Source organism: Agromyces allii, from assembly GCF_009749385.1.
Classification (GTDB): domain Bacteria; phylum Actinomycetota; class Actinomycetes; order Actinomycetales; family Microbacteriaceae; genus Agromyces; species Agromyces allii.
In genome coordinates this window covers 98,869-115,048 of record NZ_WBIN01000003.1, presented here as the reverse complement: position 1 = coordinate 115,048, position 16,180 = coordinate 98,869, and the positions used below count along the sequence as shown (strand labels likewise).

Below are 16,180 nucleotides of genomic sequence, written 5' to 3'. Positions count from 1 at the left end.
ACCCGGAGTGCGTGGCTGCGAAGTGTTCATCTCGCGGCATCCCGCGTGAACACCGAGTGAATAGGACGCAAGTTAGGTATATAACCCCGATCCGGGATGGCAGCATTGCCGACGTCCCCAACCGGAACCACTGCCTGAAAGGCCACCATGTCCACGCGCTTCACCCGCTCCCTCCTCGCCCTCGTCGGCGTGGGAGCGCTCGCCGTCACCCTCGCCGCGTGCTCCAGCACCGCTGAAGCCGGCACCAGCACGTCAGGAGACACCGGCTCGTTCGCCGTCGACGAGAACACGCTCGTGTTCGGCGTCGTCCCCGACTCGGTCGACACCGAGACCAACTACCAGCCGCTCATGGACTACATCGCCCAGGAGACCGGCAAGACCGTCGAGTACCACGAGTCGACCGACTACGCCGCCCTCATCGAGGCCGCGGTCGCCGGCAAGATCGACGTCGCCTCGTTCTCGGGCTTCACGTACGTCACCGCGAAGAACAACGGTGCGGCGATCACCCCGATCTCGTCGATCATCACCGAAGAGGGTCAGGAGCCCGGGTACTACTCGCAGGCGATCGTGCCCAAGGGCAGCGCCATCACCGACCTCGCGGGCTTCAAGGGCAAGAAGGTCTGCTTCGTCGACCCGTCGTCGACCTCGGGCTACCTCTTCCCCTCGTACAACCTGCTCGAAGAGGGCATCGACCCCGAGAACGACGTCACGCCCGTGTTCGCCGGCAAGCACGACGTCTCGGTGACCAAGGTCGGCGAAGGCGTCGAGTGCGACGCCGGCTTCGCCGAGGACAGCGAGGTCGCCAAGAGCGACAAGGTCACCGTCGTCGCCGAGACCATGGTTCCCGGTGCCCCGGTCGTCGTCTCCGACACGCTCCCCGACGAGCTCAAGGCGCAGCTGACCGAGATCCTCGGCCAGGTCACCATCGACGACATCATCGCCTCGGGCGTCGAGTCGGCCGACTCCGACGGGTTCCGCAGCGTATTCTTCGCGACTTCGCCGGTCGACGACGCGTACTACGACACCATCCGCGACATCTGCGAGAAGACCGAAGCGGAGCAGTGCCAGGGCTGACGCCCGGCATCTGACCCGACCGGCCAGCCCGACCGCCACACCGGCCACGACCGAACCCGACCCGACCGGAGCATGACATGAGCGAGACATCCGTCATCGAGATCGAAGCCCTCACCAAGGAGTACGGACGCACCGTCGCCCTGCGCGAGGCCGCACTCCGGGTGGAGCCGGGCGAGATCGTCGTGCTGCTCGGACTCTCGGGCTCGGGCAAGTCGACGCTGCTGCGGCAGGTCGTCGGGCTCGAGGCTCCCACCTCGGGTCGGGTCCGCGTGCTCGGCGAGGAGGTGCCGTCCCTCACGGGGCGGCGCCTCCGCGCCCTGCGCAGCCGGGTCGGCTTCGTCTTCCAGCAGTTCGAGCTCGTGCCGTCGCTGACGGTGCTCGAGAACGTGCTCACCGGCGCGCTCGCCGAGCTCCGCGGCCCGCGACTCGGACTGTGGGCCTACCCGCGCCGCCTCAAGCTCGTGGCCCTCGGCCACCTCGACCGCGTCGGCCTGCTCGACCGCGCGTACCAGCGCGCCGACACCCTCTCGGGCGGCCAGCAGCAGCGCGTCGCCATCGCCCGCGCGCTCATGCAGAACCCCGAGATCCTCCTCGCCGACGAGCCCGTCGCCTCGCTCGACCCCGAATCGAGCGCGCAGGTCATGGCGCTCATCCGCGAGATCGCGATGGATGCCGGGCTCACCGTCGTGTGCAGCCTGCATCAGGTCGACCTCGCGCTGTCGTGGGGCGATCGCATCGTCGGACTCCGCCACGGCGAGGTCGTGCTCGACACCCCGGCCTCCGGTCTCTCGAAGGCGCAGGTCATGGAGGTCTACGGCCGCGTCGCGACCTCGACCGGCGAGCTGCAGGCCATCGACACCGAACTCGCCTCGCCCGTCGTCTCGCCCGCCGTCTCGCCTATGGCCGAAGCGCGATCGGCCGCGCACTCGTGACCACGCTGACCGCACCCCTCCGACCGGGCTCCGACCCCGGTTCGCACCCCGAGCCGGATGTCTCGATCGCCGAGCGCGCACCGAAGCGCGTCGTCTCGCCCGAGCGCATCGCCGCAGGCACCACGCTCGTCGCGATCGTGGTCGTCGCGATCGTCGCCCTGATGGAGTCGGGCATCTCGATCACGGGCATGATCGAGAGCTGGGGCCACGCCGAGCGCTTCTTCGCCCGCGTCGGCACCATCGAGTTCCCCGAGTTCGGCGAGCTCCTCCACCTCACGGGCCTCACCGTCGGCCTCGTGCTCTGCGGCACGCTCTTCGCCGCCGTCGTCTCGGTTCCGGTCGCCTACATCGCGGCCTCGAACACCACGCCAGGCGCGGCGTGGCAGGCGTTCGGACGATTCGTCACCGTGCTCACCCGCGCGATCCCCGACGTCGTGCTCGCCATGGTGTTCGTGCTCATGTTCTCGATCGGCACCCTGCCCGGCATCCTCGCCATCGGCATCCACTCGATCGGCATGATCTCCAAGCTCTTCGCCGACGCGATCGAGCAGATCGACGAGGGGCCGCGTCTCGCCATCCGCGCCGCCGGCGGCTCGAAGGTGCAGGAGTTCACGAGCGGCATCCTGCCCCAGGTGCTGCCCTCGTGGGTCGCGACCGTGCTGCACCGCAACGACATCAACCTGCGCGGCTCGGTCGTGCTCGGCTACGTCGGCGTCGCCGGCCTCGGCCTCGAGATGTCGTACGCGTTCAAGTCGCTGGACTACTCGCTCGGCCTCGGCATCGCCCTCGTCATGTTCGCCCTCTGCGTGGTCATGGAGATCGTCTCGAGCGTCGTGCGCAAGGCCATGCTCGGCGTCGCGCCCACGGGCCGCGGCCTGGGCGACCGGGTCGTGCAACTCGCCGGTCGAGTAGGCGCGCGGCGCCGTATCGAGACCCGCGCTGCGAACGGCCTCGATACGCCTCCTTCGTCGGCTCCTCGACCGGCGGCACCCGTGCGCACCGCGCCGGCCGCGGCATCCGACCTCGAAGCGGCGCTCCGCCGCCCGTGGACCGGCGCCCGCGTGCGCAACACCGCCTGGGGGTGGATCGCGGTGCTCGTCGTCGTGGGCAGCGTGCTCGTCTGCGACATCCGCTGGAGCGACCTCATCACCTTCTGGGCGAAGGTGCCCGCGATCGCCGTGCAGTTCTGGCCGCCGAGCTTCGGCAACTACGACGCCGAGACGATGTTCGGCGCGATGGCCACGACGATCGGCATCGCCCTCGCCGCGACCCTGCTCTCGTTCGTGTTCTCGGTGGTCATCGGGTCGCTGGCCGCACGCAACGTGGCGCCGAACGGCGGCGTTCGCGGATCGATGCGACTGCTGCTCGTGATCATCCGCGGGGTGCCCGAGGTGATCCTCGCCATCATCCTGATCGTCATCACGGGACTCGGGAGCCAGGCGGGCACCATCGCCCTCGCGTTCGGCGGCATCGGGCTGCTCGGCAAGCTCATCGCCGACTCGTTCGAGGAGGTCAAGGCAGGGCCCGAGCGGGCGCTCAGGGCCGCCGGAGCCACGCGCGGCCAGGTCTACGCCTCGGCGACGCTGCCGCAGGGCCGTCGCGCGCTGATCGGCCACAGCTTCTACCTGCTCGACACGAACATCCGCGCGGCGACGATCCTCGGCATCGTTGGCGGCGGCGGCGTGGGCTACTACCTGCTGAACGCTGGCCAGGGATCGAACTACGCGGTCGTCACGGCGATCGTGCTGATGATCCTCGCCACGGTGCTCGTCGTCGAGGGCCTCGCCGTGTGGATGCGGCGGGTGTTCCGTTGAGCGGGGGAGCGGGCATCGAGCACTTCGACGTCGCCGTCGTGGGCTCGGGGGTCATCGGACTCGGCGTCGCGCTCGCCGCAGTCGAGCGCGGGCAGCGGGTCGTGGTGATCGAGCGCGGCAGCGAGCCGACCGGCGCCTCGATCCGCAACTTCGGACACCTCTGCTTCACGCCCCAGCACGGCACGGCCCGCGAGCTCGCCATGGCCTCCCGAGAGATCTGGCTGAAGCTGGCGGCCGACGCCGGCGTCTGGGTGCGCGAGGCGGGCACGCTGATCGCCGCCCGTCGCGACGACGAGTTCGCCGTGCTCGCCGAGTTCGCCGATGCACGCGGCGCCGAGGTCGAGCTGCTCACGGCCGCCGAGACCGATGCGCGGCTGCCGATCGCGCCCGGGGTCGCCGTGGGCGGCGCCTTCCTGCCGCTGGACCTGCAGGCGAACCCGAGGCAGGCGCTCGGTGCGATCTCCGCGCACCTGGCCCGCACGGGCGTGGAGTTCCGCAACCGCACGGCCGTCGGCGCCGTTCGACCGGGTCGCGTCGAGACGAGCCGCGGCCCCATCGACGCCGGCGAGATCGTCGTCGCGGCCAATCACGACCTCGACCTGCTCTACCCCGACCTCGCCGAGCGGCACGGCATCGAGCGATGCGGTCTCGACATGCTGCGCGTCGCGGCCGACCTGTCGGCCCCGCTGGCGTCGCCGCTGCTCACCGGATGGTCGCTCGTGCGGTACGGCGGATTCGCCGCGACCGACGCCGCAGGCGCGCTGAAGCGACGACTCCACGCCGAGGATCCGATGCTCGCCGCGCTCGACCTGAACCAGATGTACACGCAGCTCCCCGACGGCTCGCTCATCGTCGGCGACACCCACTACCGCGGCACGGCGATCGCGCCGTTCCAGCCCGAGACCGCCTTCGAGGCCCTGCTCGACGTCACACGCGAGCTCTTCGGGCTGCGGGAGGTGCGCGTGCTCGAGCGCTGGCAGGGCGTCTACGCGAGCGGCCCCTCGGACTTCCTCATCGAACGACCCGAGCCCGGCGTCAGCGTCATCGCGGCGACCACGGGCATCGGCATGACCACCGGCCTCGGGCTCGCCGAGCACGTCGTGGCCGGAATCACCGGCGACCGCGCCACCATCACCGCTCTGAAAGGCACAGCATGACCACCGAACCGATCTCCGCACGCGACGACGCACCCCGCGAGGTCTCCGAACCCACCGAGGCGCGCGCCCTGGGCGCGTTCGAACTCGTCGTGCTCGACATGGCCGGCACCACCGTGATCGACGACGGCGCCGTCGAGCAAGCGTTCGCGCTCGCCGCGGAGCGCAGCGGCATCGCCACCGGTGACGACTTCGAGCGCTCGCTGCAGTACGTGCGCGACACCATGGGGCAGTCGAAGATCGAGGTCTTCCGCGTGCTCGCCGACGGCGACGAGGCTGCGGCCCAGCGCGCCAACGCGGCGTTCGAGGAGGCCTACGCCGAGATCGTCGTGCGCGACGGCGTCGCGGAGGTCGATGGCGCGGCCGAGGTGATCCGAGAGCTCCGGGCCGCCGGGGCATCCGTCGCCTTCACGACCGGCTTCGCGCCGACGACGCGCGATGCGCTCATCGAGGCGCTCGGCTGGCACGACCTGGCGGAGCTGGCGCTGTCGCCGGTGGACGCCGGCCGCGGCCGCCCGTACCCCGACCTGCCGCTCACCGCGCTGCTGCGTTCGGGCACGACGAGCGTCGCGTCGATGATCGTCGTCGGCGACACCCGCAGCGACATCGAGGCCGGCACCCGTGCCGGCGCCGGCCTCGTGGTCGGCGTGCTCACCGGCGCGCACGATCGCGCCGCGCTGCTCGACGCGGGCGCCCACGCCGTGATCGACGGCATCCGCGACCTGCCCGTGCTGCTCGGCCTCCGCGGCGAGTGACGACATGACCCTGACGCTCCCGGCCGGGCTCGACGTGAACGTCTCGCCCTCGCCCGTCGCGATGGTGTGGAACGAGCCCGGCTCGCCGCACGAATCGGTGGCGACGCCCGGCATCCGTCTGGCGCCCGGCGACGCGCTCGTGCAGGTCGAGTACGCGACCGTGTGCGGCTCCGACGTGCACACGGTGCGCGGCGACCGCTCGGCCCCGTCGCCGCTCGTGCTCGGCCACGAGCAGGTGGGTCGCGTGGTGGCGCTGGGCGACGGCGCGACCCGCGCCGACGGCACCGCGCTCGAGCTCGGCGACCGCGTCGTGTGGTCCGTCGCCGTCAGCTGCGGTTCGTGCGACCGCTGCGCCCGCGGCATCCCGCAGAAGTGCCGAGCCCTCGCGAAGTACGGCCACGAGCGCATCTCGAGGGGATGGGAGCTCACGGGCGGGTTCGCGACCCACGTGCACGTTCGCGCAGGCTCGTCCATCGTGGTCGTCGACGAGGCCCTCCCCGCCGAGGTAGCAGCGGCCGCCTCGTGCGCCACCGCCACCGCCGTCGCCGCCATCGAGGCGGCCGCGGAGACCGTCGAGCTCGACGGAGCGCTGCTGCTCATCACGGGCGGCGGCATGGTCGGGCTCTCCGCGGCCGCGATGGCCGTCGAAGCCGGGGCGGAGGTGATCCTCTCCGACCCCGACGCGACCCGCCGGGCGCTGGCCCGTCGCCTCGGTGCGATCGCCTCCGACCCGAAGGCGAAGAAGGGCGCCCCCGAGCACTTGGACGAGGTGCTCGCCGTGCGCGCGCAGCGAGGCCTCATCGAGATCCTCGTCGCGATCGAGGCCTCCGGCGCACCTGCCGCCGTCGAGACCGTGATCCGCCGTGTCGGCGTCGGCGGTGCCGTCGTGCTCGTCGGCAGCGTCTCGCCGGGCCCGGCGATCCCCGTCGACGCCGAGTCGATCGTGCGACGACTGTTGACGCTGAAGGGCGTGCACAACTACACGCCCGCCCAGCTGGTACGCGCCGTGGAGTTCCTCGAACGGTCGTACCGCACGGTGCCGCTCGAACGCCTGGTCGGCACGGCCTACCCGCTCGAGGAACTCGATCGCGCCCTCGAGGACGCGGCCTCGGGTCGGCACGTGCGCGTCGGGGTGACGCCGCCGCGGGGCTGAGCCGGGCGGGTCCGGCCGGGCGTCAGTCGCGGCGCCAGGCCTCGCCGAGGGTCGAGCGCCGCGCGATGAGGTGCGGCACGAGGGCGACGGTGCGGGGGAGCGCGGTGCCGGGTTCGACGATCTGGTTGATGAGCATCTGCGCGGCGACGCGCCCCATCTCCTCGCCGGGCTGGGCGATGGTGCTGACCGGCGTCGCGCTCTCGGACACGAAGTGGTTGTTGTCGTAGCCCGTGATCGCGAGGTCGGCCGGCACGTTGAACCCGGGCTGCTCGTCGAAGACCTGGATGCAGCCGATTGCGAGCAGGTCGGATGCCGCGACGACGCCGTCGAACCTCCCGGCGCCGCCGTCGACGATGTCGCGCGCGGCCTGGCGCCCGTGCGGGATGTTGACGCCGCGCGTCTCGATCGTCTCGAGGGTGACGCCCGTGCTCTCGGCGACGGCGCGGAGCGCGCCCTCGTGGCGCGCGGCGACGGCGTTCAGGAGGAACGGGCCGCCGACGAAGGCGAGCCGGGTGCGCCCGAGGTCGATGAGGTGCCGCGCGGCGAGGTAGCCGCCCTGGCGTTCGTCGACGACCACGCCCGAGTGGAGGGCGTCGATGGGCTCGGCGTTGACGTAGACGAGGGGCGTGCTGCGGACCGCCGGAAGGCGGGGTGCGACCCAGGGCGTCGGCGCGATCAGGATTCCGGCGACGCGGGACTCCTCGAAGAGCTCGAGGTTGCGTTGCTCGCGTGCGGGGTCGACGTCGGTGTTCGCGATGAGCAGGTTCATGCCGTGCTGGCGCAGCAGGGATTCGGCGCCGCGGGCGATGTCGACGAAGAAGGAGTTGTCGAGGTCGGCGAGCACGAGGCCGACGGTGGTGCTGCTGCCCGCGGCGAGCGAGCGGGCGGCGTCGTTGCGCACGAACCCGAGCTCCGCGATCGAGGCGAGCACGCGGCGACGCGTGGATTCGGAGACCTTGTCGGGGTTGTTCAGCGTGTTCGAGACGGTGCCGATCGCTACGCCGGCGTGGCGCGCGACATCGGCCATGCCGGGCTGGGCCCGTGCGGCTCGTCGTCGTTCAGCGGGGATGGTGCACCTCCGTGTGCGGCTGCGCGGCTGGTGACCGCCAGTTCCTTCGTATGCTCCCACGCTAGCCGCCGATGGTGGCGCAACGGAATGAAGCGTTTCAAGAATGTGATCAAGTTCGCGTGACAATTCCCGAATCGGTGGCTATCTTATCGGTGAAGCGCTTCAATCGGCGCCACATTCAAGGAGGAATCGTGACCACAGCATCCATGCGGCGGCGACTGCTGCCCCTCGGCGCACTGCTCGGAGCCGGAGCGCTGGCGCTGACCGCGTGCGGCCCCGCCGACGGCGGCAGCAGCGCGGGCGGCGACGACAAGACGTTCACCTACCTCGGGCAGACCGAGAACACGACCATCGTGAAGACGCTCGAGACCCTCGGCGGCGACCAGTGCGCGGCCGAGGAGAAGGCCGCTCCGCTCACCACCGACAGCATCGCGGGCACGCAGTGGGACCAGAAGCTCCAGCTCCTCGCCGGCCAGGGCGCCCTCTCGGACATGTCGATGGCCGCCGGCACCCCGTCGCTCATGCAGCAGTTCATCGACGCCGGCCAGGTGCAGGACCTCTCGAAGGCGCTCGACGACCTCGGCGTCGCCGACAAGATCCTTCCGGCCGCCGAATCGACCATCAAGGCGCTCTACGGCGGCGACACGCTCTATGCGCTGCCGACCGAGCTGAACATCGAGGGCTTCTGGTACAACAAGCAGCTCCTCGCCGACAACGGCATCGAGGCGCCGACGACGTGGGGCGACCTCGTCGACGCGGCCGCCACGCTCGACGCCGCCGGCGTGCAGCCCTTCGCCGCCGCGGGCAAGGACGGCTGGCCGGTCACGCGCCTCGTCGGCGACTACATCGTGCGCGACCTCGGCCCCGACGCGCTGAAGAAGGTCGCCGACGGCGACGCGAAGCTCACCGACCCCGAGTACGTCGCCGCAGCCGACGCCGTGGCCGAGCTCGGCAAGGCCGGCTACTTCGGCGACGCCGTCGGCTCGGTCGACTACAACGCCGCGATGAACCAGTTCCTCACCGGCGGCGCCGCCTTCTTCTACATGGGCAGCTGGGCGCTCGCGAACTTCAACGACGCCGAGCAGAACCAGATCGGCGTCGACAACGTCGGCTTCGCGCAGTTCCCGGATGTCGAGGGCGGCGCCGGCAGCATCGACCAGGTCCCCGCGAACGTGGGCATCCCGGTGATGCTGTCGACGAACGGCTACACCGACACCACGGCCGACTGGCTCAAGTGCATCGCCGAGAACTACGGCGACACCGTGCTCGCCGACAGCGGCGTCGTCTCGGGCTTCGCGCTCGAGAACCCGCCGGCCGACCTGCCCGAGACCACGCAGACCGTGCAGGACGTCATCGCGAACGCCCCGTCGAGCGTGCTCTGGTTCGAGGCGCTCTTCACCTCGAAGGGCACGACCGTCAGCCAGACCAACGGCGGCGGCCTCGGCAACGGCACCCTCACAGGCGCGGAGTTCATGGACCTCGTGCAGTCTGCGAACGACCAGGGCTGACGCCCGCCATCGCAGCGTCGCCGGGCCGCGGCATCCGTCACGGCCCGGCGATGCCCCCACCGATTCCCGTTCCCGCGCGCCGCCGAACAGCGGCCCGGGAACCGTCGCCCACGGCGGCAGAACAGCACCGCCGCCCACGGCGGCCGAACCAGATTGTCATCCCATGGACAAAGCACTCGGCGACAAGCGCACCATCCTGATCCTGCTCGGGCCGGCACTGCTCGTCTACAGCCTCATCATGCTCGTGCCCATCGTGTGGTCGCTCGGCTACACGGTGATGGACGGCAACCCGATCATCGGGTTCCAGTTCACCGGCTTCGACAACTTCGCGACCTTCTTCTCCGACCCCGCGGCGTGGGAGGCGATCGGCTTCACGCTGAAGTACGCGCTCGTGCTCACGGTGCTGCAGGTCGCGGTCGGCTACGGCCTGGCCCTGCTCTACGTGTTCTGGCTGCGCAAGGCGTCGAGCCTGATCCGCACGATCGTGTTCTTCCCGGTCGTGCTGCCGACCGTGGCGGTCGCACTGCTGTTCCAGCGGCTCTTCGAGGCGGCGCCGACCACCGGCCCGGTGAACGCCCTGCTCAACTCGTTCGGCATCGCCTCCGTCGACTGGTTCGGCACGCCCGACGCCTCGTTCTGGATCGTGATCCTCATGGACCTCTGGCGGTCGATGGGCTTCTACGCCGTGCTGCTCTACGCCGGCCTCGTCGACATCCCCGACGAGCTGCTCGAGTCGGCGCGACTCGACGGCGCCCACGGCTGGAAGCTCGTGCGCAGCATCGTGCTGCCGCTGTCGCTCCCGGTGCTGCTCTCGTCGCTCATCTTCAGCATCAACGGCACGCTCAAGGTCTTCGACACCGTCGTCGCGTTGACGAACGGCGGGCCGGGCAACGCGACCACACCGCTGACCCTCTACATGTTCCAGACCTCGTTCACGTACGGCGACTACGGCTACGGCTCGACGATCGCGCTCATGCTGACGATCCTCTGCCTGCTGTTCACCGTCTTCATCTTCCGGTCCACGCGCCGGGACCTCACGAAGGGCTGACCCGTGTCCGCCACCACCGACTCCCGCCACCTCGAGCTGCACACCGTCGCGATCTCATCGCCCAGGGAACCCCGTCGGCGCCGAGGCGCTCGCGACTTCTTCGCCCGGCTGCCGCTGCGCGCGATCATCGCCGTCCTGCTCGTCATCGAGATCTACCCGATGGTCTGGATGCTCCTCGGGTCGTTCAAGACCCAGTCCGAGTTCCTCAACGAGCCGTTCTGGGCGCTGCCCTCGTCGTGGTCGTTCGACAACTACGTCGAGGTCTTCACGACCGGCAACTTCGGCCAGTACATCGTCAACAGCGTGCTCGCGGTGTTCCCGTCGCTGTTCTTCATCCTGCTGTTCGGCGTCGCCGCGGGCTTCGCGCTCGAGGTGCTGGTCTGGAAGGGCCGGGGCCCGGTGCTCCTGCTCTTCCTCGCGGGCATCATGGTGCCCGCGCAGATGATCCTGCTGCCGCTGTTCACGATCTACTTCCGCACCGGGCTCACGGGCAGCCTCTGGCCGCTGATCCTCACGTACACCGCCATCGGCCTGCCGCTCACGGTGTTCATGATGGCGACGTTCTTCCGCACGGTTCCCCGCGAGATCTTCGAGGCGGCGACGCTCGACGGCGCGAGCATGCTCCGTGCGTTCTGGAGCGTGGGTCTGCCACTCGTGCGCAACGCGATCTTCACGGTCGGCCTCGTGCAGTTCTTCTTCCTCTGGAACGACCTGCTCATCGCGCTGACGTTCACGACGAGCAGCAGCCTGCGCACGATCCAGGTCGGGCTGCTGAACTTCACGGGCCAGTACGGTGCGGTGCAGTACGGCCCGACGTTCGCGGCGATCGCGGTGAGCGTGTTCGGCACGCTCATGCTCTACCTGTTCCTCAACCAGCAGGTCATGAAGGGCCTGACGGCAGGGTCGGTGAAGGGATGACGCGGCAGCACCATCAGGTTCTGGATGCCGAGGCGTCGGCCCCCGGGTCGAATCGGCCCGTGGTCGGCGAGGTCTGGCTCGAGAACCGCCGGGGTCTCGAGGGCCTGGGGATCGGCGAGCCGAGTCCGCGACTCTCGTGGATCGCGTTGGCACCCGCCGACGCGTGGGAGCTCGAACTGGAGCGCGACGACGGCCGGGTCGAACGCTCGGTCACGACATCGGGCTCGACCCGGCTCGTCGCGTGGCCGTTCGGCGAGCTGCGCTCGCGCGAGGGCGGGCTCATGCGGGTGCGGGCTGCGATGTCGGATGCCGCGTGGAGCGCGTCCGTGCGCGTCGAGGCCGGCCTGCTCGACCGGGCCGACTGGGCCGTGCCGTTCGTCTCGCCGTCGCCGGCCGAGCCCGTGCGCGCCCCGAGCACGGCCGCCGAACCGGCGACCCTGCGCCCGGGTTACCTGCTGCGCGCCACCTGGGATGCCGCCGACCTCGGCGTCGACCCCGGGCGCATCCGCCGGGCCCGCGTGTACTCGAGCGCCCACGGCGTGTACGAGCTCGAGCTCAACGGGTCGCCCGTTTCGGCGGACCTCCTGTCGCCCGGCTGGACGAGCTATCGCCACCGGCTGCGCACGCAGACGTACGACGTGACCGACGCGATCCACGAGGGTCGCAACACCATCGGCGCCTGGCTGGCCGACGGCTGGTACCGCGGCCGCATCGGCTTCGACGGCGGCCTCTGGAACGTCTACGGCGCGGATGCCTCGCTGCTGCTGCAGCTCGAGCTCACGCTCGACGACGGGCAGGTCGTGCGCGTGCCGCTCGAGGACGCGTGGTCGTGGCATCCGTCGCCCATCACCGAGGTCGGCCTCTACGAGGGCGAACGGTACGACGCGCGCCTGCTGCCCGACGGGTGGAGCCGCCCCGACTTCGACGACGCCGAATGGGCGACGCCGCACCTGCTGCCGCTCGACGGGTTCGACGCGCAGCTCGAGCCGCCCACCGGCCCGCCCGTGCGGGTCATCGAGGCGCTGCGACCGCAGACGATCGAGCGTCTCGACGGCGGGCGCATCCGCCTGGACTTCGGCCAGAACGTGTCGGGCAAGCTGCGCATCCGCCTTCGCGGGCCGGCAGGCCACACGGTGCGGCTGCACCACGCCGAGGTGCTCGAGAACGGCGCCCTCGGCATCCGCCCCCTGCGCGCCGCCGTGTCGATCGACGAGTACGTGTGCGCCGGGCCGGACCGGGCCGACGACGGGGCCGACGGCGGCCATGCCCTCGAGACCTGGACGCCGCGGTTCACGATCCACGGCTTCCGCTACGCCGAGCTCGAGAACTGGCCCGGCGACCCCGATTCGGTCGACGTCGAGGCGCTCGTCGTGCACACCGAGATGGTGCGCACCGGCTGGTTCGAGAGCTCGCATCCGGCGCTGAACCGCCTGCACGAGAACGTCGTGTGGAGCATGCGCGACAACTTCGTCGACCTGCCGACCGACTGCCCGCAGCGCGATGAGCGCCTCGGCTGGACCGGCGACATCCAGGTGTTCGCGCCCACCGCGCTGCGGCTCTACGCGGCGCACGGCACGCTCGCGGGCTGGCTGCGCGACGTCGCCGTCGAGCAGGCCGAGCAGGGGCACGTGCCGAACTTCGTGCCGTGGATCGAGTGCGGGTTCCCGAACTTCCCGACGGCCGCGTGGGGGGATGCCGCGGTGATCGTGCCGTGGGAGCTGTACCAGCACGACGGCGACCCGCGCGTGCTCGTCGACCAGTACGACAGCATGCGCGCGTGGGTCGACCTTGTCGACGGGCTCACGGGCGGGACGGGACTCTGGAACACCGGATTCCAGCTCGGAGACTGGCTCGACCCGGCCGCGCCGCCGGACAACCCCGGCCAGTCGCACACCGACAAGCACCTGGTCGCCACGGCCTACCACGTGCGCACCGCGCGGATCATGGCCGACACCGCGGCCCTGCTCGGGCGCGACGTCGACGAAGCGCGCTACCGGGGCATCGCCGAGCGCGCGCTCGCCGCGTTCCGTGCCGAGTACCTGTCGCCCGCCGGGCGCATCGTGAGCGACACCCCGACCTCGATCGCGCTCGCCGTCGTGTTCGACCTGTTCGCCACCGCCGAGCAGGAGCACCGCGCCGGCGAACGGCTCGTCGAGCTCGTCGCCGAGAACGACTACCGCATCAGCACGGGGTTCGTGGGCACGCCCATCATCTGCGACGCGCTCGCCAAGGCGGGGGCGATGGATGCCGCGTACCACCTGCTGCTGCAGGACCAGCTGCCGTCGTGGCTCTACCAGGTCGGCATGGGTGCGACCACGATCTGGGAGCGCTGGGACAGCATGCTGCCCGACGGCACCGTGAACCCCGGCGACATGACCTCGTTCAACCACTACGCGCTCGGCGCGGTCGCCGGGTTCATGCACCGGGTCATCGCCGGACTCGACACGGCGGCCCCCGGCGGAACGCAGCTGCGGATCGCCCCGCGCCCCGGCGGCGGACTCACGCAGGCCTCGGCGAGCCACCTCGGCCCGCTCGGGCTCGCGAGCTCGTCGTGGCGCCGCGACGGCGAGTCGTTCACGCTCGAGGTGCTGATCCCGGTCGGCGCAACCGCGAGGGTGCACCTGCCCGACGGCAGCGAGGTGCGCGGCCTCGGTGCCGGGCGGCACACCTTCACGTGCGCCGTGCGGGATGCGGCATCCGACCCGCCTCGACCCCGGCGGCGCTGGCGAGGCGGGCCGCACGAGGACGAGGTCGCGCCCGCGGCATCCGTCGCCGAAGCACCCGTGGACGCGGCGGTCGACGCCTCATGACGAACGAACCCGATGAACCCACCTCCGAAAGGACGCACGTGCAGCACTCGATCAAGCCGGGTCAGCCGTGGCTCGACACGAACGGCAACCGGATCCACACCCACGGCGGGTCGATCATCACCGTCGGCGACACCTTCTACTGGTTCGGCGAGAACAAGGAGAAGACCGCCCCCGGCAACGGCATCTGGCATTGGGGCGTGCGCGCCTACTCGTCGAGGGACCTCTACAACTGGGACGACCTCGGCACGATCCTGCCGCCCGTGCTCGACGACGAGACGCACCCGCTGCACCCGGCGCAGCTCGCCGACCGCCCGCACATCATCCACAACGCGGCGACCGGCAAGTTCGTCTGCTGGGTCAAGGTCATGCACCGCAACGGCGAGCAGCGCTCGAGCGTCTTCACCGCCGACGAGATCACGGGCCCCTACGAGCTCGTGACCCGCGGCATCAAGCCGCTCGGCATGAACGCCGGCGACTTCGACCTCGTCGTCGAGCCCTCCGACGGCAAGGCGTACTACGTCTTCGAGCGCGTGCACAGCGAGCTCATCGTCGCCGATCTCACCGACGACTACACGGATGTCTCGGGCTACTACTCGACGCACTTCCCGCGGTTGCAGCCGCCGTTCGTGCGCGAGGCGCCCGCGTACTTCCGTCGCAAGGGGCGGCACTACCTCGCGACCTCGGGCACGACGGGATACTTCCCGAACCCGTCGGAGTTCGCGGCCGCCGACTCGTACCACGGGCCGTGGACCGTGCTCGGCGACGCCCACCCCGACGACGAGTCGCGCACCTCGTTCCGATCGCAGATCTCGTCGATCTTCAAGCACCCTCACCGCCGCGACCTGTACATCGCGATCGCCGACCGCTGGATCGTCTCGCCGCCCGACGACCTGCCCGACATCCCGGCGCTGTTCGAGCAGGTGTTCGACGTCGAGCACGAGGGGCCGCGCGAGTGGGGCGCCATCGACCTCGGCGAGCCTGACACCTCGCTCGCCGACTACGTGTGGCTGCCGATCCGCTTCGACGGCGACCGCCCGTACATCTCGTGGCGCGACGAGTGGACGATCGAGGAGTTCGACGAGGTTGCCCCGGCCGGTCCGCCGGTCGAGTAGCGGAGCGTATCGAGACCAGCCGTCGAGCGGGCCGCTGGTCTCGATACGGCGCCGGCGCGCCTCCTCGACCGGCATGTCGGCGGGTCAGCCCTCGGCGAGGGCCGCGTCGAGCGCGTCGGTCAGGTCGTCGGCCGACTCGAGTTCGAGCCGTTCGCCGTTGAGGAAGAAGGTCGGTGTGCCGACCACGCCGAGTGCGGCGCCCTCGGCCTGGTCGGCGCGCACGCGCTGCTCGGTCGCGGGGTCGGCGACGTCGCGGTCGTACTGCGCGAGATCGAGCCCGAGGCCCTCGGCGTACTGCCGGAAGAGCGGCGCCTTCGACTCCGACTGCTCGCCCCACTGGGCCTGCGTCACGAACAGCATCCGGTACATCTCGACGAACGCGCCCTGACGGGCGGCGGCCTCCGCGGCGATCGCGGCGTTCATGGCGTTCTGGTGCGCCTCGATCGGGAAGTACCGGGTCACGAACGTGACCTGGCCGTCGTAGCGCTCGCGCAGCGACTCCACGAACGGGTAGGCGGCACCGCACGCCTCGCACTCGAAGTCGAGGAACTCGACGAGCACGGCATTGCCGCGGCCGGGCTCGCCGAGCACGTGGCTGTCGGGCCGTACGACCTCGGCGGTCGCGGGGTCCTGTGCGGCAGGAGCTGCGCCGGTGTCCGCCGTCGTCATGGCGAACAGGGCGACGGCGGTGATCAGGATGAGTCCGCCGATGGCGGCGAGGTTGATCCAGAGCAGGCGCCGCGAGCGGGCGGGGCGGGTCTGGTCGGTGGGCGCGGTGATGCGTTCGGTCATGGTCGTGCTTCTCCCTGCCGACCGTCGCGGTCGGCCGATAC

The 16,180-nt window shown here is 70.8% G+C and carries 13 protein-coding genes; 11 read left to right on the top strand and 2 right to left on the bottom strand.

Translation table 11 applies throughout. The annotated features are described in order from the left end of the window. The first annotated feature begins 147 nt into the window (after positions 1 to 147). The 6 genes from GQR16_RS05225 (at position 148) to GQR16_RS05200 (ending at position 6,882) form a co-directional block, all read left to right on the top strand. Entirely contained in the window at positions 148 to 1,074 is a 927-nt protein-coding gene (locus GQR16_RS05225; RefSeq protein ID WP_157414098.1) for a phosphate/phosphite/phosphonate ABC transporter substrate-binding protein, read from the top strand. A gap of 77 nt (positions 1,075 to 1,151) precedes the next feature. After that, positions 1,152 to 2,006, top strand: coding sequence for a phosphonate ABC transporter ATP-binding protein (gene phnC, locus GQR16_RS05220; protein ID WP_157414097.1), 855 nt, complete (start codon positions 1,152 to 1,154; stop codon positions 2,004 to 2,006). Next, a complete protein-coding gene (locus GQR16_RS05215; RefSeq protein ID WP_246200546.1) occupies positions 2,003 to 3,820 on the top strand; it encodes a PhnE/PtxC family ABC transporter permease in 1,818 nt (605 codons plus the stop codon). The genes phnC and GQR16_RS05215 overlap by 4 nt, the downstream gene beginning before the upstream one ends. Further along, positions 3,817 to 4,977, top strand: a complete 1,161-nt coding sequence (locus tag GQR16_RS05210; protein ID WP_157414096.1) for a TIGR03364 family FAD-dependent oxidoreductase — start codon at positions 3,817 to 3,819, stop codon at positions 4,975 to 4,977. The genes GQR16_RS05215 and GQR16_RS05210 overlap by 4 nt, the downstream gene beginning before the upstream one ends. Then, positions 4,974 to 5,729 (top strand): phosphonatase-like hydrolase, encoded by a 756-nt coding sequence (locus GQR16_RS05205; protein WP_157414095.1) that lies wholly within the window; start codon positions 4,974 to 4,976, stop codon positions 5,727 to 5,729. Before GQR16_RS05210 ends, GQR16_RS05205 begins: the two co-directional genes overlap by 4 nt. Before the next feature lie 4 nt (positions 5,730 to 5,733). Continuing rightward, positions 5,734 to 6,882, top strand: coding sequence for an alcohol dehydrogenase catalytic domain-containing protein (locus GQR16_RS05200; RefSeq protein ID WP_157414094.1), 1,149 nt, complete (start codon positions 5,734 to 5,736; stop codon positions 6,880 to 6,882). 22 nt (positions 6,883 to 6,904) lie between these two features. On the opposite strand, the gene GQR16_RS05195 is transcribed toward GQR16_RS05200, so the two are convergent. Continuing rightward, positions 6,905 to 7,909 (bottom strand): LacI family DNA-binding transcriptional regulator, encoded by a 1,005-nt coding sequence (locus tag GQR16_RS05195; protein ID WP_157414093.1) that lies wholly within the window; start codon positions 7,907 to 7,909, stop codon positions 6,905 to 6,907. 233 nt (positions 7,910 to 8,142) lie between these two features. Here GQR16_RS05195 and GQR16_RS05190 point away from each other — a divergent pair, with 233 nt between their 5' ends. The 5 genes from GQR16_RS05190 (at position 8,143) to GQR16_RS05170 (ending at position 15,347) form a co-directional block, all read left to right on the top strand. Then, entirely contained in the window at positions 8,143 to 9,459 is a 1,317-nt protein-coding gene (locus GQR16_RS05190) for an ABC transporter substrate-binding protein (RefSeq protein ID WP_246200545.1), read from the top strand. Positions 9,460 to 9,622: 163 nt separating this feature from the next. Further along, a complete protein-coding gene (locus tag GQR16_RS05185; protein ID WP_157414092.1) occupies positions 9,623 to 10,507 on the top strand; it encodes a carbohydrate ABC transporter permease in 885 nt (294 codons plus the stop codon). A 3-nt stretch (positions 10,508 to 10,510) separates the two neighbouring features. After that, the gene (locus GQR16_RS05180; protein ID WP_246200543.1) at positions 10,511 to 11,425 is read left to right on the top strand and encodes a carbohydrate ABC transporter permease; all 915 of its coding nucleotides are present in this window, start codon (positions 10,511 to 10,513) and stop codon (positions 11,423 to 11,425) included. A 59-nt stretch (positions 11,426 to 11,484) separates the two neighbouring features. Next, a complete protein-coding gene (locus GQR16_RS05175; RefSeq protein WP_246200541.1) occupies positions 11,485 to 14,235 on the top strand; it encodes an alpha-L-rhamnosidase in 2,751 nt (916 codons plus the stop codon). 38 nt (positions 14,236 to 14,273) lie between these two features. Next, positions 14,274 to 15,347, top strand: a complete 1,074-nt coding sequence (locus tag GQR16_RS05170) for a family 43 glycosylhydrolase (RefSeq protein ID WP_246200539.1) — start codon at positions 14,274 to 14,276, stop codon at positions 15,345 to 15,347. Between the two features lie 84 nt (positions 15,348 to 15,431). Here the strand turns inward: GQR16_RS05170 and GQR16_RS05165 are convergent, their stop codons facing one another. Next, a complete protein-coding gene (locus tag GQR16_RS05165; RefSeq protein ID WP_157414089.1) occupies positions 15,432 to 16,139 on the bottom strand; it encodes a DsbA family protein in 708 nt (235 codons plus the stop codon). Between the last annotated feature and the right edge of the window lie 41 nt (positions 16,140 to 16,180).